Genomic DNA, 24,550 nt, shown 5'->3' on the forward strand with positions numbered 1-24,550 from the left:
GCTATGAAATTGTGTGAAAACGTTACGGAATTAATAGGAGATACACCTGTCGTCCGATTATCTAAATTTATTCCAGAAGACGCAGCAGATGTGTATGTGAAACTAGAAATGTTTAATCCATCGCGCAGTGTGAAAGACCGTGCTGCTTATAATTTACTTCACGTTGCAGAAGAAAATGGTCTCATCAAACCAGGAGATACAATTATTGAACCGACAAGCGGGAATACAGGGATTGGTTTAGCGATGAATGCAGCAGCTAAAGGGTATAAAGCGATTTTAATTATGCCAGATAATATGTCAAAAGAGCGTATTAATTTATTGAAAGCATACGGAGCAGAAGTAGTTTTAACACCAGCAGAACAAAGAATGCCAGGAGCAATTGCGAAGGCGTTAGAACTGCAAAAACAAATACCGAATAGTTTTATCCCGCAACAATTTGAAAATCCAGCTAATCCGAATATTCACCGTTATACGACTGCACTTGAAATTTACGAACAAATGGATGGAGAGCTTGATGCTTTTGTTGCAACGGCAGGAACAGGCGGAACGATTACAGGGACTGGTGAAACGTTAAAAGAGAAATTGCCAAACTTATATATTGCAGTAGTGGAACCGAAAGGATCTCCCGTTTTATCCGGTGGTGTACCAGGTCCTCATAAACTAGTAGGAACAAGCCCAGGATTTATTCCGAAAAACTTAAATACAGAAGTGTATAACGAAATTATTCAAATTGCAGATGAAGAGGCTTTAACGACAATGAGAAACTTAGCTAGACAAGAAGGATTATTAGTTGGGCCATCTTCTGGAGCATCTGTTTACGCTGCAATCATGATAGCGAAACGCCTAGGCGTTGGTAAAAAAGTTTTATGTATTGCGCCTGATACAGGTGAACGTTATTTAAGCATGGGGTTATTTGAATAAAAAGGATAGAAACACCTTAATAGTGAATAGCTGCTATTAAGGTGTTTGTTTTATGGAATGAAGAGGGGGAGAAGAACAATGAAACTATTAAAACCAATCCATGAATATAGTGAGCATATTACGGCGTATAGACAAGCGTTTTTACACTCAGGGGAACAACCACATGGAAGTAGTTCTTTACAAAACTTTGATTCTCTTGATGAATGGTTTGAAAAAGTGAGTAAACAAGAACTAGGAGAAAATTTACTAGCTAATCGAGTGCCATCTAGTCAGTTTTTAAGTTTTGAAAAAGGGGAACTTATAGGTTTTGTGAATATTAGACATAGATTAAATCCAGAATTATTACGGGAAAGCGGTCATATTGGATATAGTGTCCATCCGAATAAACGTCGCCACGGTTACGCTACGAAACAACTACAACTTGCATTAGCTGAAGCGCAAAAATTAGGATTGCAGAAAGTATTAATAACTTGCGATAAATCCAATATCGGTTCTGCTAAAACGATTCAAAAGGTTGGAGGTGTGTTAGAAAATGAAGTAGTTTCTTCTCGTACTGGTGAAGTTATTCAGCGCTATTGGATACAAATATGATTAAGTAGGAATTTGAAAAGGTAATGCAAGCTGTAATATCGAAATAGATAAATGAAATATAGGGGATTACTGCAATTTTAGGGGGAAATGAAATGGGATTAAAAGAGAAAGCGATAGAGATGTCAGAGATTTATAGGAAAAATCCGAAAGTAGAAGCTATTATTTTAGCGGGTTCAGTAGCTAGAAAGCTTGAAGATGAACATTCAGATATAGAATTACATATTTTATGGTCAACACCGCCAGAAGATGAGGATCGTAGGGCCCCTATTCATCATATTGATGGGACAATATTATCGTATCATCCGTATGAGGAAGAAGAATGGTCGGAAACGTATTTAACGAAAGAGGGAATTAAATTAGAGATTAGTAACTTTTTAACAGAGACAGTAGAGAAAGTGATTTCGGATGTGGTGGATCAATATGATATAAGTTATGAAAAACAATGTATTGTATCATCCATTCATGATGGTGTTAGTTTGTATGGAGAAGGGAAAGTGAATGAATTAAAAGAAAAAGTAGCGGCATATTCAGATGAACTAGCAAAACGGATGATTTCAGAAAATCTATGGTTAAGTAATCGTTGGCACAATCGAAAGGCGCTTTTAAAACGGAAAGATTGGCTTATGCTTTATGACGTTATTTGCGAAGTACAAAGGAACATATTCGGTGTTTTATTTGGTTTGAATAAAATGTACGTACATCATCCAGCGTTTAAATGGATGCCTAATAATGTGGAACGAATGGCTATTAAACCTGAAAAATTATATGAACGTATGGCGGACACATTAATAGGGAATCCAGAAAAAAGTGTGCAGGAGTTAGAGTTGCTAATAGAAGAAGTGTTGCAACAAGTTCATACATACGCACCAGGAGTAAATGTGGATGAGCAAGAAAAATCTATTTTTTATTTTGTGAAATAGAAAATAGTAATAAGGGGGAAGTTATGGGGTTTTTTAATAGGTTTTTTAAAAAAGTTGAAAAAGTAAATGAGCAAGAAGCTACTCTTCATGAATTAAGTGAAGAATTGTATGTTGAATCACCGGTAGAGGAAGCGACTAGTTACTGGGTATCAATGGCACAAAATATAATTGTTAATGCTGTAAAAGCGGCTGACAATGATGTGGAACGTGCCTTCGTGTTATTGAATTTGAAGAAAGGTGAGGCTTCATTTGATATTTTTTATCAAATAAATGGGCAATTGTATTTCTGGGATCAGCTAGAAAATGAGACGATAAGAAATAGAATTCAGAACGAGTTGTTACCGCAAGCTCCAGAAGTTTCAAATGCAGTAAATGAGCAATTTCGTGGAGCTGATCACCCTATAATTTCGTTCGCACAATTGCAGTTTGAATGGGAAACGAAAGCCTGGTTCTCACATATAATTTGGGAAGATAGCCTTGCTGCTCAATTGCCCAAAAATCAAATTCTAAATGAATGGTTTCGTGTAATTAAAGAAGAAACGAAAAATAGACCATTGGATAGTGATGCGAAATTTTCTTGGTATCCATCAAACTCTTAAAAAATGAATACAGAGAGACAGGTTATGTTTCTAGATGATTTGTATTATTGAATAAGTATCAATAATACGTAATTCTTTTTCTATTGCCTGTTAGAATTCGTTATGTACTAAGCTACTTGTTTTCTAAACTAAAACTTATATTTCGAATTTTTAAATAGATTGTAATACATAAAAATTCGAAATATAAGTTGACACTATTTTTAATGTGTGATAAAAATGATAGTAATCAATTCGGAAAATAATATTTGGGCAATGAAAGGGTATAGTAGTGAATATCTCCCTATTTCAGAGAGCTGATGGTTGGTGTGAATCAGTATATAGATTATTCATGAAGTTCGTCCTGGAGCATCTTTCATAAATCTCATATTTTGAGGAAATGAAAGACGGTAGTTTATACCGTTATCAAATAAAGTGGTGAAGATTTTTTCACAACTAGGGTGGTACCGCGATATTTATCGTCCCTACGTATTTACGTAGGGACGTTTTTTATTTAGGTCCTAACTTTGGTGTGGCTTCATAACTAGGGTGGTACCGCGATATTTTATCGTCCCTACGTTTTTGCGTAGGGGCGTTTTTATTTAGGTGGTTTCTTAGTGTTCTTCACAACTAGGGTGGTACCGCGATAATTTTGTCGTCCCTACGTATTTACGTAGGGGCGTTTTTTTATTATTAGGGAGGAAGTGAACGTATTAGAAAAGAGTATTGATAGAACAATATAAATACCGAATTGTAACAAAGAAAAAGAGATAGAGAGGAGATTAACAAATGAATTCACAGCAATGGACATCGAAATTAGGTTTCGTATTAGCTGCAGCAGGTTCGGCAATTGGTCTTGGGGCGATTTGGAAATTCCCATATATGGCCGGCATTGGAGGAGGCGGAGCGTTCTTCCTAATTTTCATCGGTTTCACATTATTAATTGGTTTACCGCTATTATTAGCTGAATTTGTTATTGGAAGAAGTACACAAAAAGAGGCTGTCGATGCATATAGAGAGATTGCTCCTAAAACGTTATGGCCTTGGTTAGGTAAATTAGGAATTGTAACATGTTTCATATTACTTTCTTTCTACAGTGTTGTAGGAGGCTGGATTTTATTATATTTATGGAATGCAATTACAGGTAGACTATGGGAAGGAAATGGAGCATACGAAGCTACGTTTGGTGAAATCATTTCCAATCCATATTTAGCAGTTGGATCACAGCTATTATTCATCCTTATTACTATTTTCATCGTAAGTAAAGGTGTACAAAATGGTGTTGAAAAAGTAAATAAATATTTCATGCCAGCACTATTCGTTTTATTCTTTGTATTAATCGTTCGTGCACTTACGTTAGATGGTGCTGGAGAAGGCGTTCGTTTCTTCTTACAACCTGATTTCTCACATGTAACATCAGAAGTTATTTTATACGCAATGGGGCAATCGTTCTTCTCATTATCTGTTGGGGTAGCCGTTATGGTAACGTATAGCTCATACTTACCGAAAGAAGAAAGCTTACCACGTTCAGCATTTTCTATCGTAGCCTTAACTCTTGTTATTACATTACTTGCAGGACTTGCAATTTTCCCAGTTGTGTTCGCATTTGGGATGGAACCATCTCAAGGACCAGGACTATTATTTATCGTATTGCCAGCTATTTTCAGTAAAATGGCATTCGGAAAATTATTCTTCATCGTTTTCTTATTACTATTCTTCTTCGCTACGATTACATCAGCAATTTCGATGTTAGAAATTAGTGTTGCATCGTTAACATCAAAAGGTAAAGGGAAACGTGAAAAAATGGCCTTAATCGTAGGGTTATTAATCTTCGTTGTTGGGGTACCATCAGCATTATCATTCGGTATATTAAGTGATCTGAAGATTTTCGGGAAGACAGTCTTTGATTTAGCGGACTATGCAGTAAGTAACGTATTAATGCCACTTGGTGTATTATTAGTTTCTATCTTTGTTCCTTTAAAAATGAAGAAAGATGTATTAATGAAAGAGCTAGGTGTAAGTAAAAATAAAGGTTATAAACTATTCGTATTATGGTTATTCTTACTTCGTTATATCGCACCAATTGCGATTATTATCGTATTCTTAAATGTACTTGGCATTATATAAAAAGAAAGGTAGCGTATCATACAAAGATACGCTACCTTTTTATTTTGCTCTTTTTTGCAATTCATTTACTGTTACGAACTGATAGCCCTTCTTAGATAAAGAATCTAAAATACCTTCAATCGTTTGTAAATTTTCATTAGACTCATCATACATAGAGTGCAGTAAAATGATAGAACCTGGTTTTACATTTTTATTAACGTATTTAATTTTATCAGCCGCAGATTTATAAAAAGTATCGGGCTCAAGATCCCATGTGATTGTTTCGATATTGTTTTTATTTAAATAATATGGCAGCCCTATTAACTTCTTACCGTTAGGGGGCCTAAAATCAATTTCGTCTGTAAATCCTGTTTGGCGGATTAATGAATTCGTTTTTTCTATTTCATCTTTAATAAAAGAAGGTGTTTTGAAAACCATTCTATTATGAGAATATGTATGGTTTCCAAGTTGGTGTCCAGATTGCGCGATAGCTTCTCCTAACGATAAATTTTGCTCTAATTCATTTCCAATTAAAAAGAAAGTAGCTTTAGCGTTGTATTTATCTAGTAGCGGTAATATTTGTTTTACATTGTTAGTAGGGCCATCATCAAAAGTTAAAGCAATCACTTTTTCATTTGTTTCTACGCGTTGTGTTAAATCTCCAAATAATTGAAAGCTTCTTGCGTTCATCAATTTGTATGTTCCGAATAATGCCGTGATAATAAAGAATAGTGTAACGATTGTAATGATAATTTTTTTCTTCATAATGTAACCTCACAATGATTTTTAATTCAGTTAAAAAGTATTATATCAAACTAAGTAATTTCGTGCTTTAAGAAGGGTGTGGATGCAAGGAGAAGGAATTTATCATATAATAAAATGCAAAAGGTATATTAGGAGGTGTTTATATGGCGATTATAATTCAATTGCCAGACACTGCAACGTCTCATGCAAAGCCAAGTATGGAAATGGCGATACTTTGCGTGAGGTAGACAAGTAATATACAATCGCCTATATGAGCTCGTATCATTTTTTATATTTGGCTTTGCACCTTATTGAAATGAACCATAAAAAATAAGGGGCGAGCAGAAATGAAATACGTAAAAGCTAATGCTGTTTTACCAGAGAGTTTAATTACTGAAATTCAAAAGTATATACAAGGTGAAACAATTTACATTCCGAAACAAGAAACGAAACATTATAAATGGGGTACACGATCTGGCGGAAGAAAACAACTAGATGAAAGAAATAAAGCAATTAAAGAAGCGTTTAAAAGTGGGATTGCTATTCATCAACTTGCAGAAGAATATTTTCTTTCTGGGGAAACGATTAAAAAGATTGTGTATTCTAAATAAGAGGAAAAGAGTCTGATTCATATATTACTTTGAATCAGACTCTTTTTGTTTTATGTGTATTGGATATATGAGGTGTGAACGGGCATGATAATAGAAAAAATGTGCCGTTTTTTTACTAAATGGTATACAGAGCACTTGAAAAGTAGAAAGGTGAACATATATGAATCATATTGGACAAATAACGATAGAGCTTTTAGTTGGTTTTTTTGTTCTATTAATTGCTACAAAAATATTAGGGAAAACACAAATATCTCAGCTAACGCCATTTGATTTTATTTCTGCAATCGTCCTAGGTGAGCTCGTTGGAAATTCAATATATGATCCTAAAATTAAAGTATGGTCTATTTTATATTCAGTATTTGTTTGGGTAATTTTAATTTATACTATAGAAGTGATAACACAAAAAGTAAGAGGAACAAGAAGGTTTTTTGAAGGGTATCCTTCAATTATTATTCGTAACGGAAAGATTGATCGTGAACAATTAAGCGTAAATCATTTGGATATAAACCAATTACAACAAATGCTTAGGCAACAAAAAGATATATTTTCAATCCGAGAAGTTGAATATATGATATTGGAACCGAACGGAAACATAAGCGTTCTGAAAAAAAGTAAATACGAATCTCCTACTATAAATGATTTAAGTTTAAAACATAAGCCTGTATACTTACCAATTTCATTAATTAGTGATGGAAAAGTAGTTAAGGATAATTTGAGGGAAGCGGGATTTGATGAAGGATGGCTTTATAAACAAATAAAGCAAAAAGGAATTACTAAATTTGAAGACGTATTATATGCGGAATGGAAAACAGATGATGGCTTCTTTTGTCAGGAAATGCAGCGGTAGAGAATAAGTGATATATGTAATGTTTGTTTCTAAGTTATCTTTTACATATCAAAAAATGTAATCATTGTATACAATAAAACTAGATCAACAATTTGTATGGAGTGATAAAGATGGAAGCGTTTATTAGAAGTGATCAATATAATTTTATAAAATCACAAGCTTATATTTTAGCAAACGGGCATGCAACGGCAAATGATAGAGGTGTAATTCAAGCGTTAAAATCGCTTGCTATTGAAAAGATAATACATGTATTTGAGAATTTAACGGATGAACAGAAAGAGTTAATTGATACGGTATTAACAGTTCAAAATAGAGAAGATGCAGAATCATTTTTAATGAAAATAAATCCGTATGTAATTCCGTTTCAAGAAGTTACAGCACAAACATTAAAAAAATTATTTCCTAAAGCGAAAAAGTTAAAACTTCCTGATATGGAAGAAATGGATATGAAAGAAATATCTTATTTAAGCTGGATTGATAAGGGGTCAAGCAGGAAATTTATTATAGCGAAAAATGATAAAAATAAATTTGTTGGTCTGCAAGGAACGTTCCAAAGTTTAAATAAAAAAAGCATTTGTTCGTTATGTCATGGACATGAAGAAGTAGGAATGTTTTTAGTTGAAATTAAAGGCGATGTACCAGGAACTTTCGTTAAAAAGGGAAACTACATTTGCAAAGATGGTGTAGCTTGCAATCAGAATATGAAGTCACTTGATAAATTACATGATTTTATTGAGCGATTGAAGAAATAACGAGAAAACCTCTAGTATTTAAACTGGAGGTTTTTATTTTTTGAAGAAGTAAAATAAGCTTTCTTTGTAAATGTAGATTTATAATGAAATTTGATAAAAATATCTATTATGATACAGTTGCTTATATGCAAGGAGGTAAAACATGGATTACCTTTTATCGAAAGAAAAAGTGAAGCGATGGCCCAAAGATATGATAGCGGCGGGGCGTTGTCATACAGTTGGCCTGAAATCGGATGGCACGGTAGTAGCGGTGGGCCGGAATAAAGAAGGGGAATGTAATGTAAGTGGCTGGCGAGATATTGAAGCAGTCGCAGTGGGCAATGTTCATATGGCAACGAACACGGGTAATGCTCATACAATCGGTCTTACATGTGACAGTACTGCGGTAGCACTGGGTTGGAATAAGCATGAACAATGTGATGTAAACGATTGGCATAATATTGTAGCGGTTGCGGCAGGGTGGCGTCGTACTATTGGCCTGAAATCGGATGGCACGGTAGTAGCGGTGGGCCGAAATAAAGAAGGAGAATGCAATGTAAGCAGTTGGCAAGGTATTGTGGCAGTCACAGCGGGTGACTGGCATACAGTCGGTCTTAAATTGGACGGCACATTGACGACTGTGGGGAATAATCGATATGGTCAATGCAATGTAAGTAGCTGGCGAGGTATTGTAGCGGTCAAGGCTGGGTATCTTCATACTGTTGGTCTTAAACGAGACGGTACGGTGACAGCAGTGGGAAATGATAAACATAACCAGTGTGATGTAAGTGGCTGGCGAGATATTGTAGCAATAGCGGCTGGTACGAATCATACAATCGGACTTAAATCAAACGGTACCGTGGTCGCAGTGGGTTGGAATGAGTATGGCCAATGTAACGTAAGTGATTGGAGAGATATTGTAGCGATAGCGGCTGGTTGTGCACATACAGTCGGACTAAAATCAGACGGCACGGTGATCGCGGTAGGTAATAATGAATTTGGCCAATGCGATGTAGGTAGCTGGCGCGACATTCGGTTACCTGGCAAATAGTCAATTTACAATAAATCATTAGTAATATTATTCTATTTTAGGAGTAATTATGGAATAGGATATGTAGAAAATAATTAAACTTAAATCTGCTGAATAAGAATCTCTTTTGAAAAGGGATTCTTATTATTTTTCATAAAATGAGGGTGTAAATGGAATTTTTGAACAAATTTTATTTCAAAATTACAGTAGAAGATATAAATTAAAAAGTATAGAGGAGATAAAGGAATGCTTAAAAGGTTTTTACTTTCTTTACCGGATGTTTTACTTATATGTATCGTTCTCTACATAATGTACACAAATTCTTTTAGTTTTGGACAGATGCTAGTAATTTCCATTGCAATCGGAATTATTGGTGGTCTTGCTATTAGAATTTGTAAGGATGTATTCACGTATATAAGATGGACAATTAAACAAAGAAAAAATTGAATATGTTTAATAGTTATTAGGAGGGAATGAAATGACTAAGAAAAAGAATAGAGTGAAAAACGAGATAGTACTTTGGTCACTAACAGCAATTGTTCTGTTAATTGTATGGTACTTTTATCAAAAATAAAAACGCAACGTACTAAAAAAGCACGATGCGTTTTTATTATTTTTTTTGCCAATTTTCTTTTATAAAGTCTTCACGCCCAGATTCTTTTTGCTCAGTAGCATATTTCTCTGGATTCTTTTTATAGAAATGTTGGTGGTATTCCTCTGCTTCGTAAAAAGGTGCAGCAGGACGAATTTCAGTCACGATTGGATCTTTAAACATACCGCTTTCTGCAAGAGCTTGTTTTGATTTTTCAGCAAGCCCTTTTTGTGTTTCGTTATGATAAAAAATAGCGGTACGATAAGATGGACCACGGTCAAAAAATTGTCCGCCATCATCAGTTGGATCGATTTGTGGCCAATATAAGTCTAGTAATTTCTGATAAGGAAAAATAGAAGGATCGAATGTAATTTGAACAACTTCTAAATGTCCAGATGTTCCAGCTTTTACTTGTTCATATGTTGGGTTTTCTACATGACCTCCTGCATAGCCAGAAAGTACTTTATGAATACCAGGAAGTTCATCAAATGGTTTTACCATGCACCAAAAGCAACCGCCTGCGAAGGTTGCGAGTTCGTATGTTTTTTCGGACATTGCTGTAATCCTCCTAAATGTATATGTTTTATATAGTATTATATAAATTGTTTTATTGCGCAATAAAAAAGATTTGAAAATATATGTTTTTTACAAACAAGATCCTCCGCTCACATCAATTAATTGTCCAGTAACCCAGCGGCTGTCTGGAGAAGCAAGGAATGCAGCAGTATCGGCAATGTCTTCTACTTCACCTAAGCGATTGAAAGCGGAAATAGTAGTAGCGTACTGCTTCATCATCGGGTCGCTCAAGAGTTCTGCATTCATATCTGTTTTAATAAATCCTGGAAGTATTGCATTCACCGTTATTCCTCGTGCTCCAAGCTGTTTTGCTAGCGTAAAAGTCATTGTATTAATAGCGCCTTTCGTCATACTATATGCAACAAAATCAGGTAAAGAAATGCGGGTGGCAGCGGATGAAATATTAATAATTCGACTATTGTCACGAAAACGTGGTAGTGCTAGTTGAATGATAAAAAATGAAGCTTTTGCATTTACTGAAACCATTCTATCAAAAAACTGTTCAATCGTTTCTTCAATAAAAACACCAAAACCAATGCCAGCATTGTTTATTAAAATATACAAATTGTGTTTCACCAGTGCGCTTTTGTAATTCAGTATCTAAAGCGTTATAAAGGTTTTCTACACCGTGTAAGGATTCTAGATTTGCGCCGATAGAAAAAGCTTGGCCACCATCTGATCGAATTTCATGAACAGTTTCTTCAGCGTCATCTTTTCGACTACCGTAATGAACAGCAACCAATGCACCGTCATTTGCTAAACGTTTAGCGATCGCTCGTCCAATTCCTCGGCTTGCTCCTGTAACTAACGCTACTTTCCCTTTTAACATAGTTTCCTCATCTCCTCATAAACTTTATAAGTTTTTCTTTATGTAGTAATGCAAACATACTTAAGTAATATATGAGTGTATGTAAGTAATGCATTCCAATTTTGATTTGAGAAAAAATAAATAGAATGAATTTTGATTTTTTTGAAAAAAACATATTGACAACGAAAAGAACAACGTCCTATAATACGTGTAACAAATAAAAGTTAATTAAGAATTTTCTAACTTTATATGTTGTATATGCAAAGAAGAGGAAAGTAGATGATTATGATCGTTTCAGAGAGCTACTCCAAGGCTGTGAGGGTAGTAACAATCGAATCATTGAAGATCACCTCGGAGCATCGCTTGCGAAAGGGAAACTGAGTAGAGGGCGGCGGCATCGTCTCCGGTAAAAGGACGGAGGTCTGATTGGACCTACAAAGCTTATATTTCGTGAGAAGTATAAGGAAGCTGAGTGGTAACGCGAAACTCTCGCCTCAGCAATCAAAGCTACTAAATTGTAGTAGTTGATTGCTGAGGCGAGAGTTTTTATTTTTAAAAATAGAAGAAGAGAATGCGTAGAAGAGGAGAGTAAATGATAAAGATTGTTTCAGAGAGCTGCCCCGAGGCTGTGAGGGTGGTAACAATTCACTCATTGAAAATCACCTTGGAGCACTACTTTTGAAAACTAGTAAAAAGTAGCGGGGTTGTTCCCGATAGAAAAACAAAAGTCTAATTGGACTTGCAGAGCTTATATTTCGTGAGAAGTATAAGGAAGCTGAGTGGTACCACGATTCCCTCGTCTCAGCAATGGATTGCTACAAGTATGTAAGTAATCGATTGTTGAGACGAGTATATTTTTAAGGTTTATATACTGAATATTCTGTTAAAAATACTCATCTCAGCAATCGATGTAGAAATAGATTGCAAAAAATAGAGAAAAAAAGAGGAGCGATGTGAGATGGGAAACCAGTACATTTACATGAATGGGGAATTTGTAGAAAAAGAAAAGGCAGTTGTTTCAGTATATGATCACGGTTTTTTATACGGAGACGGTGTATTTGAAGGGATTCGTAGTTACGGAGGAAATGTATTTTGTTTAAAAGAACATGTGAAACGATTGTATGAATCAGCGAAATCTATTTTACTAACAATTCCAATGACGGTAGAAGAAATGGAAGAAGCAGTTTTACATACACTCCAAAAAAACGAATATACTGATGCTTACATTCGCTTAATTGTCTCAAGAGGAAAAGGTGACTTAGGGCTCGATCCGAGAAGTTGTGTGAAGCCGAGCGTAATTATCATTGCAGAACAATTAAAGTTATTCCCACAAGAATTTTATGATAATGGGCTAAGCGTTGTATCTGTTGCATCAAGACGTAATACGCCAGATGCGTTAGATCCACGTATTAAGTCAATGAATTATTTAAATAACGTACTTGTAAAAATTGAAGCAGCACAAGCAGGGGTGTTAGAGGCTCTTATGTTAAATCAACAAGGATATGTTTGTGAAGGTTCTGGTGATAATGTTTTCGTTGTGAAAGATGGAAAAGTATTAACCCCGCCATCCTATTTAGGAGCATTAGAAGGTATTACGAGAAATAGTGTTATCGAGCTATGTGAGCGACTGAGTATTCCGTGTGAGGAAAGACCGTTCACTCGCCATGATGTATATGTAGCGGATGAAGTATTTTTAACAGGAACAGCAGCGGAGTTAATTCCAGTTGTAAAAGTTGATTCCAGAGAAATTGGAGATGGGAAACCAGGAAGTGTAACGAAACAATTGACCGAAGAATTTAAAAAATTAACGAGAGAAAGAGGAGTACGTGTTCCCAGGCTGACGGAAAGCTTAGCATAAATAAGGAGAGGAGTTAATGGAAATGAAGCAGCAGTATACAGCGTATGAGAAGTTACAGTATGAAGAAATGACAGGCGCTGGGCACGTGATTCAATGTTTGAAGAAATTGGGTGTAACGACCGTTTTCGGCTATCCAGGCGGAGCGATTTTACCAGTATACGATGCGTTATACGAAAGTGGTTTGAAACATGTTTTAACTCGTCATGAGCAAGCTGCCATTCATGCGGCTGAAGGATATGCGAGAGCTTCTGGAAAGGTCGGGGTAGTCTTTGCTACCTCTGGCCCAGGGGCGACAAATTTAGTTACGGGCTTAGCAGACGCTTATATGGATTCGATTCCTTTAGTTGTCATTACCGGGCAAGTTGCAACGCCTTTAATTGGTAAAGATGGATTTCAAGAAGCGGATGTTGTCGGAATTACAGTACCTGTTACGAAGCATAATTACCAGGTTCGTGATGTGAATCATGTATCACGAATTGTGCAAGAAGCTTTTTACATCGCCAAAAGCGGGCGCCCGGGACCAGTATTAATTGATATTCCAAAAGATGTTCAAAATGCAAAAGTCACCAGTTTCTTTAATGAAGAAGTTGATATTCCGGGGTACAAACCAGAATTTGTACCAGACAGCATGAAACTTAGAGAGGTGGCTAAAGCAATTTCAAAATCTAAGCGTCCACTTCTTTATATTGGAGGAGGTGTCATTCATTCAGGTGGATCCGATGAACTCTTCGAATTCGCAAGGGAGAACCGTATTCCAGTCGTTTCAACTTTAATGGGACTTGGTGCATATCCACCGGATGATTCATTGTTTCTAGGGATGCTTGGTATGCATGGGACATACGCTGCTAATATGGCGGTAACAGAATGTGATTTACTACTTGCATTAGGTGTTCGCTTCGATGATCGTGTAACAGGAAAATTAGAACTTTTTTCTCCAAACTCGAAAAAAGTACATATTGATATTGATTCTTCTGAGTTTCATAAAAATGTAACTGTAGAACATCCGATTGTTGGTGATGTAAAAAAAGCGTTACACATGCTGTTACATATGTCTATTTATACACAAACAGACGAATGGCTTCAGAAAGTAAAGACATGGAAAGAAGAATATCCACTTTCTTATAAGCAAAAAGAATCTGAGTTAAAACCACAGCATGTGATCAACTTAGTAAGTGAATTAACGAATGGTGAAGCGATTGTCACAACAGAAGTAGGTCAGCATCAAATGTGGGCTGCTCACTTCTATAAAGCAAGAAAACCTCGGACGTTCCTTACCTCTGGAGGATTAGGAACGATGGGGTTTGGTTTTCCAGCAGCAATTGGTGCTCAGCTAGCTAAAAAAGAAGAACTTGTCATTTGTATTGCAGGTGACGCTTCTTTTCAAATGAACATTCAAGAACTACAAACAATTGCTGAAAATAACATCCCTGTAAAAGTATTTATCATAAATAACAAATTTTTAGGGATGGTAAGGCAATGGCAAGAAATGTTTTATGAAAATCGTTTATCAGAATCAAAAATTGGATCACCAGATTTTGTGAAAGTAGCAGAAGCTTATGGAGTAAAGGGATTAAGAGCAACAAATTCAACCGAGGCAAAACAAGTGATGTTAGAAGCATTTGCTTATGAAGGTCCTGTTGTAGTTGATTTTTGTGTAGAAGAAGGTGAAAACGTATTTCCGATGGTTCCGCCAAACAAAGGGAATAACGAAATGATTATGAAGAGGTGGGAAGAATGAGTCATACTTTTTCACTCGTTATTCATAACGAGCCAAGCGTCTTATTACGTATAAGTGGGATTTTTGCTCGGCGTGGTTATTATATTTCTTCTTTACATTTAAAAGAAAGAGATACTAGTGGTGTTTCTGAAATGAAACTCACAGCAGTTTGTACTGAAAATGAAGCGACATTACTTGTTAGTCAGTTGAAAAAATTAATTGATGTTCTGCAAGTAAATAAATTATAAGGAGTGTATGGAATATGAAAACATATTATGAAAAAGATGCAAATGTAGAGTTATTACAAGGAAAAACTGTTGCAGTAGTTGGTTATGGATCACAAGGTCATGCGCAAGCACAAAATTTACGTGATTCTGGTGTAGAGGTTGTAGTTGGTGTTCGTCCTGGTAAGTCGTATGAAGTAGCGAAAGCGGATGGATTTGAAGTAATGTCTGTTTCAGAAGCGGTTCGAACCGCACAAGTTGTACAAATGTTATTGCCAGATGAACAGCAAGCTCATGTGTATAAAGCAGAGGTAGAAGAGAATCTTCGTGAAGGACAAATGTTACTTTTCTCACATGGATTTAACATTCACTTCGGACAAATTAATCCGCCAAGTTACGTAGATGTAGCGATGGTCGCGCCAAAAAGTCCAGGTCATCTCGTTCGCCGTGTATTTCAAGAAGGAAATGGTGTTCCAGCATTAGTCGCAGTGCATCAAGATGCGACGGGAACAGCGCTACATGTAGCACTGGCGTATGCAAAAGGTGTAGGGTGTACACGTGCGGGGGTAATTGAAACGACATTCCAAGAAGAAACCGAAACGGATTTATTCGGTGAGCAAGCTGTACTTTGCGGCGGGGTAACTGCACTTGTGAAGGCCGGGTTCGAAACGTTAACGGAAGGTGGATATCGTCCTGAAATTGCATACTTTGAATGTTTGCATGAATTAAAGCTAATTGTCGACTTAATGTACGAAGGTGGATTAACGACTATGCGCCATTCTATTTCAGATACGGCAGAGTTTGGAGATTATGTAACAGGATCGAGAATTGTTACAGATGAAACGAAGAAGGAAATGAAGCGTGTTCTGACAGAAATTCAGCAAGGTGAATTTGCGAAGAAATGGATTTTAGAAAATCAAGCAGGGCGTCCGACGTATAACGCAATGAAAAAAGCAGAACAAAATCATCAATTAGAAAAAGTGGGAGCAGAGCTTCGTGAAATGATGAGCTGGATTCATGCACCGAAAGAATTAGTAAAGAAATAGAGTAAGAGAGTATAAATGAAAAATATGTAAGAGGGGATTTGACAAGATGAGAAGTGACATGATTAAAAAAGGTTTTGATAAAGCACCGCACCGTAGTTTATTAAAAGCAACTGGTTTGAAAGATGAAGATTTTGATAAACCTTTCATAGCGATTTGTAATTCTTTTATTGAAATTATTCCAGGGCATAAACACTTGAACGAGTTTGGGAAACTTGTAAAAGAGGCAGTTCGCGCGGCAGGTATGGTACCATTCGAATTCAATACAATTGGAGTTGACGATGGTATTGCGATGGGACATATCGGTATGCGTTATTCTCTTCCGAGTCGTGAAATTATTGCAGATTCAGTAGAAACGGTTGTAAATGCACACTGGTTTGACGGCATGATTTGTATCCCAAACTGTGACAAAATTACACCAGGTATGATGATGGCTGCACTACGTATTAATATTCCGACTGTGTTTGTTTCAGGCGGCCCGATGGCGGCTGGAAAAACGTCAAAAGGAGAAGTTGTTGATTTAAGCTCTGTTTTTGAAGGGGTAGGAGCTTATCAATCTGGGAAAATTTCAGAAGAAGAATTAAAAGATATTGAAGATCATGGCTGTCCATCTTGTGGCTCTTGTTCGGGTATGTTTACCGCGAACTCTATGAATTGTTTATGTGAAGTATTAGGTTTAGCTCTTCCTGGTAACGGGAGTATTTTAGCAATTGATCCAAGACGTGAAGAGTTAATTAAACAAGCAGCAGAGAAATTGAAAATTTTAATTGAAAGAGATATTAAGCCGCGTGATATTGTAACAGAAGAAGCAATTGACGATGCTTTTGCACTTGATATGGCGATGGGTGGATCAACGAATACAGTATTACATACGCTAGCACTCGCACAAGAGGCAGGACTAGATTATGATATGAACCGTATTGATGCAGTTTCAAGACGTGTACCTCATTTATGTAAAGTAAGTCCAGCCTCAAATTGGCATATGGAAGATATTGATCGTGCGGGCGGGATTAGTGCAATTTTGAAAGAGATGAGCCGGAAAGAAGGAGTACTTCATCTTGATCGAATAACTGCTACTGGGCAAACATTAAGAGAAAATATCGCTGAGGCAGAGATTAAAGATAAGGAGGTTATTCACTCTCTCGAAAACCCTCATAGTGAAGAGGGGGGCTTACGTATATTAAAAGGAAATCTTGCTAAAGATGGAGCGGTTATTAAAAGCGGTGCAACAGAGGTAAAGCGTTTTGAAGGGCCTTGCGTTATTTTTAATTCACAAGATGAGGCACTTGCGGGCATTATGCTTGGGAAAGTGAAAAAAGGAGATGTAGTTGTCATTCGTTATGAAGGACCAAGAGGTGGGCCTGGTATGCCAGAAATGTTAGCCCCAACATCAGCAATTGCTGGAATGGGATTAGGTGCTGAGGTTGCATTATTAACAGATGGACGTTTTTCTGGAGCTTCACGTGGAATTTCAGTAGGACATATTTCACCAGAAGCAGCAGCGGGCGGGATGATTGCACTTCTTGAACAAGGGGATATTGTATGTATTGATGTTGAAGAACGCTTGCTAGAAGTAAGGGTGAGTGATGAGGAATTAGAAAAGCGTAAAAAAGAATGGAAACGACCAGAACCAAAAGTGAAAACTGGCTGGCTCGGACGTTATGCACAAATGGTAACATCGGCGAATACAGGGGCTGTCCTGAAAATCCCACATTTTGATTGAGCCAATTTAAAAGAGATAAGGATGATATATAATGGTGCAAAAGGTAAAGGAGAGAGTGAAAATTGAAGATATCTTAATGGCTCATAATTGCCTGAAAGATATCGTTATTAAAACACCGTTACAACGTGATACAGTTTTATCTGAGAAATATGATTGTGACGTTTATGTAAAACGAGAAGACTTACAATTAATTCGCTCTTTCAAAATTCGTGGTGCATACAATTTGATTCAAAGTTTACCGAAAGAAAAGTTACAAAACGGTGTTGTTTGTGCAAGTGCTGGTAATCATGCGCAAGGAGTTGCTTATACGTGTAATTTATTGAAGATTCCGTCAAAAATATTTATGCCCACAACAACACCGAAACAAAAAGTATCACAAGTACAATTTTTCGGTGGTGATTTCGCAGAGATTGTATTAGTTGGTGATACATTCGATAGCTCTTTCCAAGAAGCACAGTGTTATTGTGAAGAAAATAGAATGACATTTGTTCATCCGTTTGATGATCCGTATGTAGTTGCTGGTCAAGGGACAGTGGCAGTTGAAATTATGCATGATATGGAGAAACCGGTTGATTATATCTTTACAGCAATCGGTGGTGGTGGATTAGCATCAGGAGTTGGTACATATGTAAAAGGTGTTAGTCCTACTACAAAGGTTATTGGTGTAGAGCCAATGGGAGCTGCATCTATGAAAGAGGCTTTTCTTCAAAATGAAAATGTAGCATTGGAGAAAATAGATAGCTTTGTTGATGGGGCAGCTGTTAAAAAAGTAGGAAAGTTAACATTTGAAACTTGTAAAGATGTAATTGACGATATTATTTTAGTACCAGAGGGGAAAGTTTGTACGACGATTTTAGAACTGTATAAGAAAAATGCGATTGTAGCTGAACCGGCTGGTGCACTCTCTATTGCAGCGCTTGATTTATATAGAGATGAAATAAAAGGTAAAACAGTTGTATGTACGCTAAGTGGTGGAAATAATGATATTGATAGAATGCAAGAAATGAAAGAGCGTTCGCTCATTTATGAAGGACTGAAACATTACTTTATCATTGAATTTCCGCAGCGTTCAGGTGCGCTAAGAGAATTTCTTGATAAAGGATTAGGACCAGAAGATGACATTACGCGCTTTGAGTATATTAAGAAACATAATAAAGAAAATGGTCCAGCATTAGTCGGCGTAGAATTAAAACATAAAGAAGATTATGAGCAATTAATTACTCGCTTTAAAGAAAATAATATTCAATTTATGGAACTTAATAAAAACCCTGTTTTGTTTGATTTGCTTATTTAATAGAAGGAAAGAGTTAGAATGTAAATAAAAAAGATAGATACAAGCGAGGGAATATAGTGCTTGTTCTATCTTTTTTATAGTTAAACTAGGTACTCATTAAATTCAAGAAGAATAAAGCTAGCTAACCAAAAGAGTATCGCAATACGAATGATTACATACATTGTAAATTCAAAAGGAGTAAGATTTCTCTCTCGCTTTATTTTTTTAAATAGTCTCACAGAATAAAAGGAACATAAAAGCAGGATTGCTATAGACATTTTATAGATGTTTTCTAAGAGGTTTATATTTTCTAATAACTCTTTCAGCATGTTTATCACCTATTCTGTAAAGTATATTACAGAGAAATAGATCTTGAGCTGTCTAGTTTCGTTTGTTTTTTATTTTCCCTGTATCATCAATTTCTACATCAGTTGAAATTGTTTGTAAATATTGAAGAGCTTTTTTCTTTTCTCCTTCATTTACAGGGGAAACTTGGTTGTTGCGAATGATATAAGGATTGAATGACATTTGGACATCCTTTCCTTTAAAAGTTAAAGTTAATACGCCAGTTTCAGCGCTTTTCCCATTCACATAACTCGGGAATAAAAAGTTACCTAATGAGTAAGCGATAGGAACTTTATTATAATACTCAAACCCTTGTAACCAATGTGGATGGCTCCCGACAATTGCGTTAGCTCCTGCTTCAACCATTTTAGGTACATATTGCTTTTGGTATTCTACCGGACGATTTGATTTTTCAACGCCCCAATGCATATAGACGATTAAATAGTCTGCATCTTTCTTTTGTTCTTTAATTGTTTTTGTTACAAGATTTAAATCATAGCCATTCGCAACGCCAGGTTTATTCTCACCAGCTACCCAATTAGAATCAGGCATAAATCGAACGAAGGAAAGAAATTTAAACTTTTTCCCTTTTACGGTCATTTCTCGTGCTGTATATGCATCTTTCGCATTTTTTCCGGCTCCAATGTAAGGGAACTTTAATTTTTCTACGTGAGAAATCGTATCTAATAATCCATCTTGCCCATAATCAAGTGTGTGGTTATTCCCAATATTTACGATGTCATATCCAGTGTTTTTAATAGCTTGTAGTGTAGATGGATCACTTTTAATCCAAAACAGTTGCCCAGGTGCTTTCTTTTCTTTCGTTGTAAATGCCGACTCTAAATTCACAAAAGAAATATCAGCTTTTTTTATTTCTTCTTTTACATGTTGGAATGGGTAATCAGCCCCATTCTTTTCGATTATAGGACGTAATTGCCAATCAAACATTGTATCACCAGAGAAGGTGAGTGTGATTTCTTGGTCTTCTATTTTCTTTTCGCTTTTTGAAGCGGTTTTACTAGATTTGTTTTGCAAATCGGGTTTGTCTTTTGCTTTTGAAATAAAAGAGTAATTGATTAATAAAACAATCGGTGTAATGAAAAAGGCTATTAACAAAAATCGTTTTAGTAAAGTTTTCATATATACCTTCCCTTTTAATATTATCCCGCAATTAAATTAACACTGAATCTATTAAAGGTAATTAAAGTTACAAAAAATAGCGGGTTATGTAGTGGAAAACATTTGTTAATATTCTCAATATTAAGTTAACATATAGATAACCTGTAAATCAATGTATAAACCAAAATATAGAAATAAAGAATTCGAAGGGTGAAGAATGAGAAATGGTTATATTAGGAGCAGTTGTAAATGGAATTTGTATTATATTTGGTACTTTACTTGGTAAATTATTTAGTAGGATTCCAGAAAGTATGAAAGGGACGATAATGCACGCAATCGGTTTAGCGGTTACTGTGCTTGGGCTTCAAATGGCATTAAAAAGTGAAAACTTTCTTGTTGTCATACTGAGTTTAGTGATTGGTACGGTAATTGGAGAATGGTTACAATTAGAAGAAAAGTTAAAACATTTAGGGGATTGGCTAGAAAATAAAGTTGGATCGAAAGGGAAAGGTAGCATATCAGAAGGTTTTGTAACAGCTACTTTAATTTTTGCAATTGGCGCGATGGGGATACTTGGTGCACTTGACAGTGGGATTCGCGGAAATCATGATATTTTATTTACAAAGGCGATTATCGATGGATTTATTTCTATTATATTAACGACAACTCTAGGAATTGGCGTAGTATTTTCGGCGATTCCAGTTGTTTTATATGAAGGTGGTATTGCAGTTTTTGCAACACAAATTAATAGTTTTGTCCCGAAAGAATTAATGAACCAATTTATAGTGGAGATGACGGCTACGGGCGGCATTATGATATCTGCTATTGGATTGAACTTGCTTAGTATTATTAAAATCAAGGTGGCAAATTTACTTCCAGGTATATTGGTAGTGGGTGTAATTGTTTCAATTATTTATGGTTACGGTTTGTTAGTAAATTAGTAGAGGATGGAAACACATATGGAGGAATTTCAATTTACAAAACGTGTGCATAAAATATTGGAGATTGCAGCAAAAGAGAGTGAGTATAACATAATTCACCCAGTCCATCTGTTTATAGGTATGTGTAAAGAAGGTACAGGAGTTTGCGCTGAGTTATTTATGTATTTGTTTCACAAAGTCGGTCCAGATTTTTTAGAAAAACTTTCGTTACGAAAACAATTCGATTTACATAATCAAGAGTATAAAAAAATAGGGCAATATAAACTATCTTATAAGGCGATAGAAATTTTACAAATAGCGAAGAAACGTATGGAACGCTTTCAGCAAGTAGTAGTAAATGAAGGACATGTTATGTATGCATTATTTCGTGTAGATACAAATATTGGTGGATTTATACATACACAAATGCAAGAAGATATATTACGTATTACAGCTACACCGAGAGACTTAGCGGTTGATTTAAATAGTTTTAAATCTATTTATAATACATTATTTTGTCATGTAAGAAGAGTTAGTCCTTCTGATTTTGATAAGTTATCACGATTTGTAGTGGATGAATTTGGTGAACGGTGGTTACAGTCGGTTGATTATGGATTTCGGACATATAACGAAAAGTTACCTATCTATATTGCACAGCAGGAGGAAGTAATAGTTGGTTTCGCCTGTTACGATGTAGTGAGAGGAAAGAAAGGCTTGTTTGGTCCAATGGGCATAGCGAAACAAAATCGTGTGAAAGGTGTAGGAAAAGAATTATTGCATCATTGTTTATATAATATGAAGCAAGATGGATATGAATATGCGATTATTGGACAAGCAGGTCCCATTGAGTTTTACGAGAGAAATTGTAATGCTCGTTTAATACCGATAGATAATAAGTAACCAACTTCATATAGAGGAGTTGGTTTTATTATGAAAATGATGTAGAGATGTAGTGTTTTTTACTAGAAAATAGCGGGTTTTGTAGTAAATCTTGCATATAAAGCAAATTACTAAACTTTTTACAAGAAAGGGTGTAGAATGGGTATCTAAAGAAAGAAGGTGTGAAAATGGCCAGCTGGAAACGGAATTTAATGATTTGTTGGCTAGGTTGTTTTACCACTGCAGCCGGTATGAGTTTAGTAATTCCTTTCTTATCTTTTTATATTGAGGAATTAGGAGTAACTGGCACTTCAAGCATTGCACAGTGGTCGGGACTTGCATTTGGTGTAACATTTTTAATGGGTGCGATCGTATCGCCAATATGGGGAAAGCTTGGTGATATACATGGACGGAAATTGATGCTTATTCGTGCTAGCCTCGGTATGGCGATTATTATGACGCTTATGGGGTTTGTAACGGATGTGTATCAACTAGTCGCACTAAGATTTTTAATGGGAGCAGTATCTGGTTTCCTTTCAACAGCGATGACATTTATTGCAGCAGAAACTCCGAAAGAACATTCAGGTTGGGCGATTTCCACAATTTCAACTGGTGGTGTGAGCGGTTCGTTACTTGGCCCGTTACTTGGCGGTTATTTGTCTGAGTTAATTGGAATGCGTCATGTCTTTCTTGTTACGGGAGCTTTTTTATTCCTATCCTTTCTCATCGTTTTTTTCTTCCTGCATGAAGAAAATCACTCTGCTCAAGCAAAAAAAATACAGCCGAAAAAAGTATGGACGATGGTCCCAGCGAAGCATTTAATTATTAGTTTATTTGTAACAACATTTATTATTCAACTTGCTAATATGTCAGTTCAACCAATTGTTACATTGTACGTGAAAAATTTAGTAGGTCCTCATACTGCACATATTGAAACAATTGCGGGTGCAGTTATGTCAGCGACAGGATTAGCAGTTATTTTGGCAGCACCAAGACTAGGAAGATTATCAGATCATATCGGTCCTCAAAAAACGTTAGTTGTAGCGTTATTTGCTGCAGGAATTATTTTTATCCCGCAAGCATTTGTAACGTCAGCTTGGCAACTATTAATTCTTCGATTTTTATTAGGTATCGCACAAGCAGGATTATTACCTTCCGTACAAACTCTACTAAAACAACATACACCAACCCATGTTACGGGACGAATATTTGGATATAATCAATCATTTCAGTTTTTAGGAAATATGATTGGTCCAGTGCTCGGGGGACAAATTGCAGCGCATGCAGGTTTCCAATATGTTTTCCTCTCTACATCTTCACTATTATTTATTGCGTGTATTTGGGTTTATTTTCATAATAAGAACGAAGAGGTATCAGAGAAACGACATTTGGAAGTTAGTTAACTAAGTGAATGAAAAAGAAAAAGGATGAAGCAGCATGTGCTTCATCCTTTTCTTTAAAATCGAAGACAAAGATAACTTAATGTACCAAGCTCGTAACTACGGTGAATGACTTCACCGCTATTTTCACCACTTCCCATAGCGATAAATAAAGGAACAAAATGTTCTGCTCTTGGTACTGCTAATTGTGCATGAGGAGCATTTTTCTCCCAATTAAACAATGCATCTTTATCGTTATTCTGCATATGTTTAATAATCCAATCATCAAATTCAATTGCCCATTTTTCAGGTGTAGTTTGATTCCATTTCAGTGCTCGTAAATTATGAACGGTAACGCCACTCCCGATTACTAAAATATCTTCTTGTCCGAGTCCTTTAAGTGCTTCTCCAATTTCAAATTGTTCTTTTGCAGAAAGGAATGGATTGACTGATATTTGCACGACAGGAATATTTGCTTCTGGATACATGCGGTGCAGGAGTGTCCATGAACCATGATCTAAACCTCTCGTCATATTATGATGGACTGAAATACCTTTGTTCTTAAATTTTGTTTCTAAAATAGATGCAATATGAGAAGAGCCTTTCGCACGATATTTGATTTCGTATAACTCAGGGGGAAAACCTCCAAAATCATAAATTGTTTCATACTCGTTATCTGATGAGGAAATCGTTAATACTTCACTTTCCCAATGAGCAGTGAAAATAACAATTGCTTTCGGTTTATATGTTTCTCCAAGTGTTTTTAAAAATCGTGTATAGTCTGTATCTTGAATAGCGAGCATAGGCGAACCATGTGCTAAAAATAATGATGGCATCATAATAGTAGGAACCTCCTAAAAATTATATAGTTACTTTATGTAAGTAACTATATAATTTTATTTTGGATTCGTCAAGAAATTAGTTTAAAAGCAAGTCTGAAAAATACATCATTTGTCATAATGAAAGCAATTACATATAATATAAAATAAGAAAAGTGAATGGATATTCATTTTCTTAA

The 24,550-nt window shown here is 35.9% G+C and carries 24 protein-coding genes, 1 pseudogene and 2 other annotated features; of the genes and pseudogenes, 19 read left to right on the forward strand and 6 right to left on the reverse strand.

Features of this window, described 5'->3' with window-relative positions; translation table 11 throughout:
- Positions 1-3 precede the first annotated feature (3 nt).
- From cysK to BC_RS08810, 5 genes are all read left to right on the forward strand, one after another.
- Positions 4-921 (forward strand): cysteine synthase A, encoded by a 918-nt coding sequence (cysK, locus tag BC_RS08790; protein WP_000762273.1) that lies wholly within the window; start codon positions 4-6, stop codon positions 919-921.
- A gap of 78 nt (positions 922-999) precedes the next feature.
- On the forward strand, positions 1,000-1,512 hold the full coding sequence (locus tag BC_RS08795; RefSeq protein WP_000771271.1) for a GNAT family N-acetyltransferase: 513 nt from the start codon (positions 1,000-1,002) through the stop codon (positions 1,510-1,512).
- A 92-nt stretch (positions 1,513-1,604) separates the two neighbouring features.
- Positions 1,605-2,432 (forward strand): DUF4037 domain-containing protein, encoded by an 828-nt coding sequence (locus BC_RS08800; RefSeq protein ID WP_000523173.1) that lies wholly within the window; start codon positions 1,605-1,607, stop codon positions 2,430-2,432.
- A 23-nt stretch (positions 2,433-2,455) separates the two neighbouring features.
- The gene (locus tag BC_RS08805; protein WP_000505543.1) at positions 2,456-3,031 is read left to right on the forward strand and encodes a hypothetical protein; all 576 of its coding nucleotides are present in this window, start codon (positions 2,456-2,458) and stop codon (positions 3,029-3,031) included.
- Between the two features lie 243 nt (positions 3,032-3,274).
- Positions 3,275-3,497 (forward strand) — a binding site (T-box leader).
- Between the two features lie 299 nt (positions 3,498-3,796).
- The gene (locus BC_RS08810; RefSeq protein WP_001088187.1) at positions 3,797-5,134 is read left to right on the forward strand and encodes a sodium-dependent transporter; all 1,338 of its coding nucleotides are present in this window, start codon (positions 3,797-3,799) and stop codon (positions 5,132-5,134) included.
- Positions 5,135-5,173: 39 nt separating this feature from the next.
- On the opposite strand, the gene BC_RS08815 is transcribed toward BC_RS08810, so the two are convergent.
- Positions 5,174-5,878, reverse strand: a complete 705-nt coding sequence (locus BC_RS08815; protein ID WP_000726858.1) for a polysaccharide deacetylase family protein — start codon at positions 5,876-5,878, stop codon at positions 5,174-5,176.
- A gap of 326 nt (positions 5,879-6,204) precedes the next feature.
- Here BC_RS08815 and BC_RS08820 point away from each other — a divergent pair, with 326 nt between their 5' ends.
- The 5 genes from BC_RS08820 (at position 6,205) to BC_RS08840 (ending at position 9,523) form a co-directional block, all read left to right on the forward strand.
- The gene (locus BC_RS08820; protein WP_000878325.1) at positions 6,205-6,468 is read left to right on the forward strand and encodes a CD3324 family protein; all 264 of its coding nucleotides are present in this window, start codon (positions 6,205-6,207) and stop codon (positions 6,466-6,468) included.
- 160 nt (positions 6,469-6,628) lie between these two features.
- The gene (locus tag BC_RS08825; RefSeq protein ID WP_001015543.1) at positions 6,629-7,315 is read left to right on the forward strand and encodes a DUF421 domain-containing protein; all 687 of its coding nucleotides are present in this window, start codon (positions 6,629-6,631) and stop codon (positions 7,313-7,315) included.
- A 110-nt stretch (positions 7,316-7,425) separates the two neighbouring features.
- Positions 7,426-8,067 carry a FusB/FusC family EF-G-binding protein gene (locus tag BC_RS08830; protein WP_000387072.1) on the forward strand — a complete coding sequence of 214 codons (642 nt, stop codon included), beginning with the start codon at positions 7,426-7,428 and terminating at the stop codon, positions 8,065-8,067.
- 142 nt (positions 8,068-8,209) lie between these two features.
- Positions 8,210-9,097 carry an RCC1 domain-containing protein gene (locus BC_RS08835; protein WP_000385090.1) on the forward strand — a complete coding sequence of 296 codons (888 nt, stop codon included), beginning with the start codon at positions 8,210-8,212 and terminating at the stop codon, positions 9,095-9,097.
- Positions 9,098-9,322: 225 nt separating this feature from the next.
- Positions 9,323-9,523, forward strand: a complete 201-nt coding sequence (locus tag BC_RS08840) for a hypothetical protein (protein ID WP_000919314.1) — start codon at positions 9,323-9,325, stop codon at positions 9,521-9,523.
- A 163-nt stretch (positions 9,524-9,686) separates the two neighbouring features.
- Here the strand turns inward: BC_RS08840 and msrA are convergent, their stop codons facing one another.
- Positions 9,687-10,223, reverse strand: coding sequence for a peptide-methionine (S)-S-oxide reductase MsrA (msrA, locus tag BC_RS08845; protein ID WP_001291883.1), 537 nt, complete (start codon positions 10,221-10,223; stop codon positions 9,687-9,689).
- Positions 10,224-10,313: 90 nt separating this feature from the next.
- Positions 10,314-11,073: pseudogene (locus BC_RS08850) on the reverse strand (SDR family oxidoreductase).
- Between the two features lie 546 nt (positions 11,074-11,619).
- Positions 11,620-11,859, forward strand: a binding site (T-box leader).
- 151 nt (positions 11,860-12,010) lie between these two features.
- Between BC_RS08850 and ilvE the strand changes: the two are divergent.
- From ilvE to ilvA, 6 genes are read left to right on the forward strand one after another with little or no spacing between them, the layout of a single operon-like run.
- Positions 12,011-12,910: a branched-chain-amino-acid transaminase gene (gene ilvE / locus BC_RS08855; RefSeq protein WP_000528162.1), complete on the forward strand. Its 900-nt coding sequence runs from the start codon at positions 12,011-12,013 to the stop codon at positions 12,908-12,910.
- Positions 12,911-12,932: 22 nt separating this feature from the next.
- A complete protein-coding gene (gene ilvB / locus BC_RS08860) occupies positions 12,933-14,648 on the forward strand; it encodes an acetolactate synthase large subunit (protein WP_002164572.1) in 1,716 nt (571 codons plus the stop codon).
- Positions 14,645-14,875 (forward strand): ACT domain-containing protein, encoded by a 231-nt coding sequence (locus tag BC_RS08865; RefSeq protein ID WP_000019909.1) that lies wholly within the window; start codon positions 14,645-14,647, stop codon positions 14,873-14,875. The genes ilvB and BC_RS08865 overlap by 4 nt, the downstream gene beginning before the upstream one ends.
- Positions 14,876-14,889: 14 nt before the next feature.
- Positions 14,890-15,897: a ketol-acid reductoisomerase gene (ilvC, locus tag BC_RS08870; RefSeq protein ID WP_000861143.1), complete on the forward strand. Its 1,008-nt coding sequence runs from the start codon at positions 14,890-14,892 to the stop codon at positions 15,895-15,897.
- 46 nt (positions 15,898-15,943) lie between these two features.
- Positions 15,944-17,617, forward strand: a complete 1,674-nt coding sequence (gene ilvD / locus BC_RS08875; RefSeq protein WP_001255814.1) for a dihydroxy-acid dehydratase — start codon at positions 15,944-15,946, stop codon at positions 17,615-17,617.
- A gap of 31 nt (positions 17,618-17,648) precedes the next feature.
- A complete protein-coding gene (gene ilvA / locus BC_RS08880; RefSeq protein ID WP_000250317.1) occupies positions 17,649-18,911 on the forward strand; it encodes a threonine ammonia-lyase IlvA in 1,263 nt (420 codons plus the stop codon).
- Positions 18,912-18,991: 80 nt separating this feature from the next.
- Here ilvA and BC_RS08885 read toward each other — a convergent pair whose 3' ends face one another.
- Entirely contained in the window at positions 18,992-19,219 is a 228-nt protein-coding gene (locus BC_RS08885; protein ID WP_000910604.1) for a hypothetical protein, read from the reverse strand.
- 52 nt (positions 19,220-19,271) lie between these two features.
- A complete protein-coding gene (locus BC_RS08890; protein WP_000854536.1) occupies positions 19,272-20,375 on the reverse strand; it encodes a CapA family protein in 1,104 nt (367 codons plus the stop codon).
- A 203-nt stretch (positions 20,376-20,578) separates the two neighbouring features.
- Between BC_RS08890 and BC_RS08895 the strand changes: the two genes are divergently transcribed.
- From BC_RS08895 to BC_RS08905, 3 genes are all read left to right on the forward strand, one after another.
- Positions 20,579-21,295 (forward strand): DUF554 domain-containing protein, encoded by a 717-nt coding sequence (locus BC_RS08895; RefSeq protein WP_000236030.1) that lies wholly within the window; start codon positions 20,579-20,581, stop codon positions 21,293-21,295.
- Between the two features lie 18 nt (positions 21,296-21,313).
- Entirely contained in the window at positions 21,314-22,174 is an 861-nt protein-coding gene (locus BC_RS08900) for a GNAT family N-acetyltransferase (RefSeq protein WP_000390855.1), read from the forward strand.
- Between the two features lie 167 nt (positions 22,175-22,341).
- Complete coding sequence (locus tag BC_RS08905) at positions 22,342-23,556, forward strand: multidrug efflux MFS transporter (protein ID WP_000179295.1); 1,215 nt, start codon at positions 22,342-22,344, stop codon at positions 23,554-23,556.
- Between the two features lie 53 nt (positions 23,557-23,609).
- On the opposite strand, the gene BC_RS08910 is transcribed toward BC_RS08905, so the two are convergent.
- A complete protein-coding gene (locus BC_RS08910) occupies positions 23,610-24,371 on the reverse strand; it encodes a DODA-type extradiol aromatic ring-opening family dioxygenase (protein WP_000982899.1) in 762 nt (253 codons plus the stop codon).
- Positions 24,372-24,550: the final 179 nt, after the last annotated feature.

Source organism: Bacillus cereus ATCC 14579, from assembly GCF_000007825.1.
GTDB lineage: Bacteria > Bacillota > Bacilli > Bacillales > Bacillaceae_G > Bacillus_A > Bacillus_A cereus.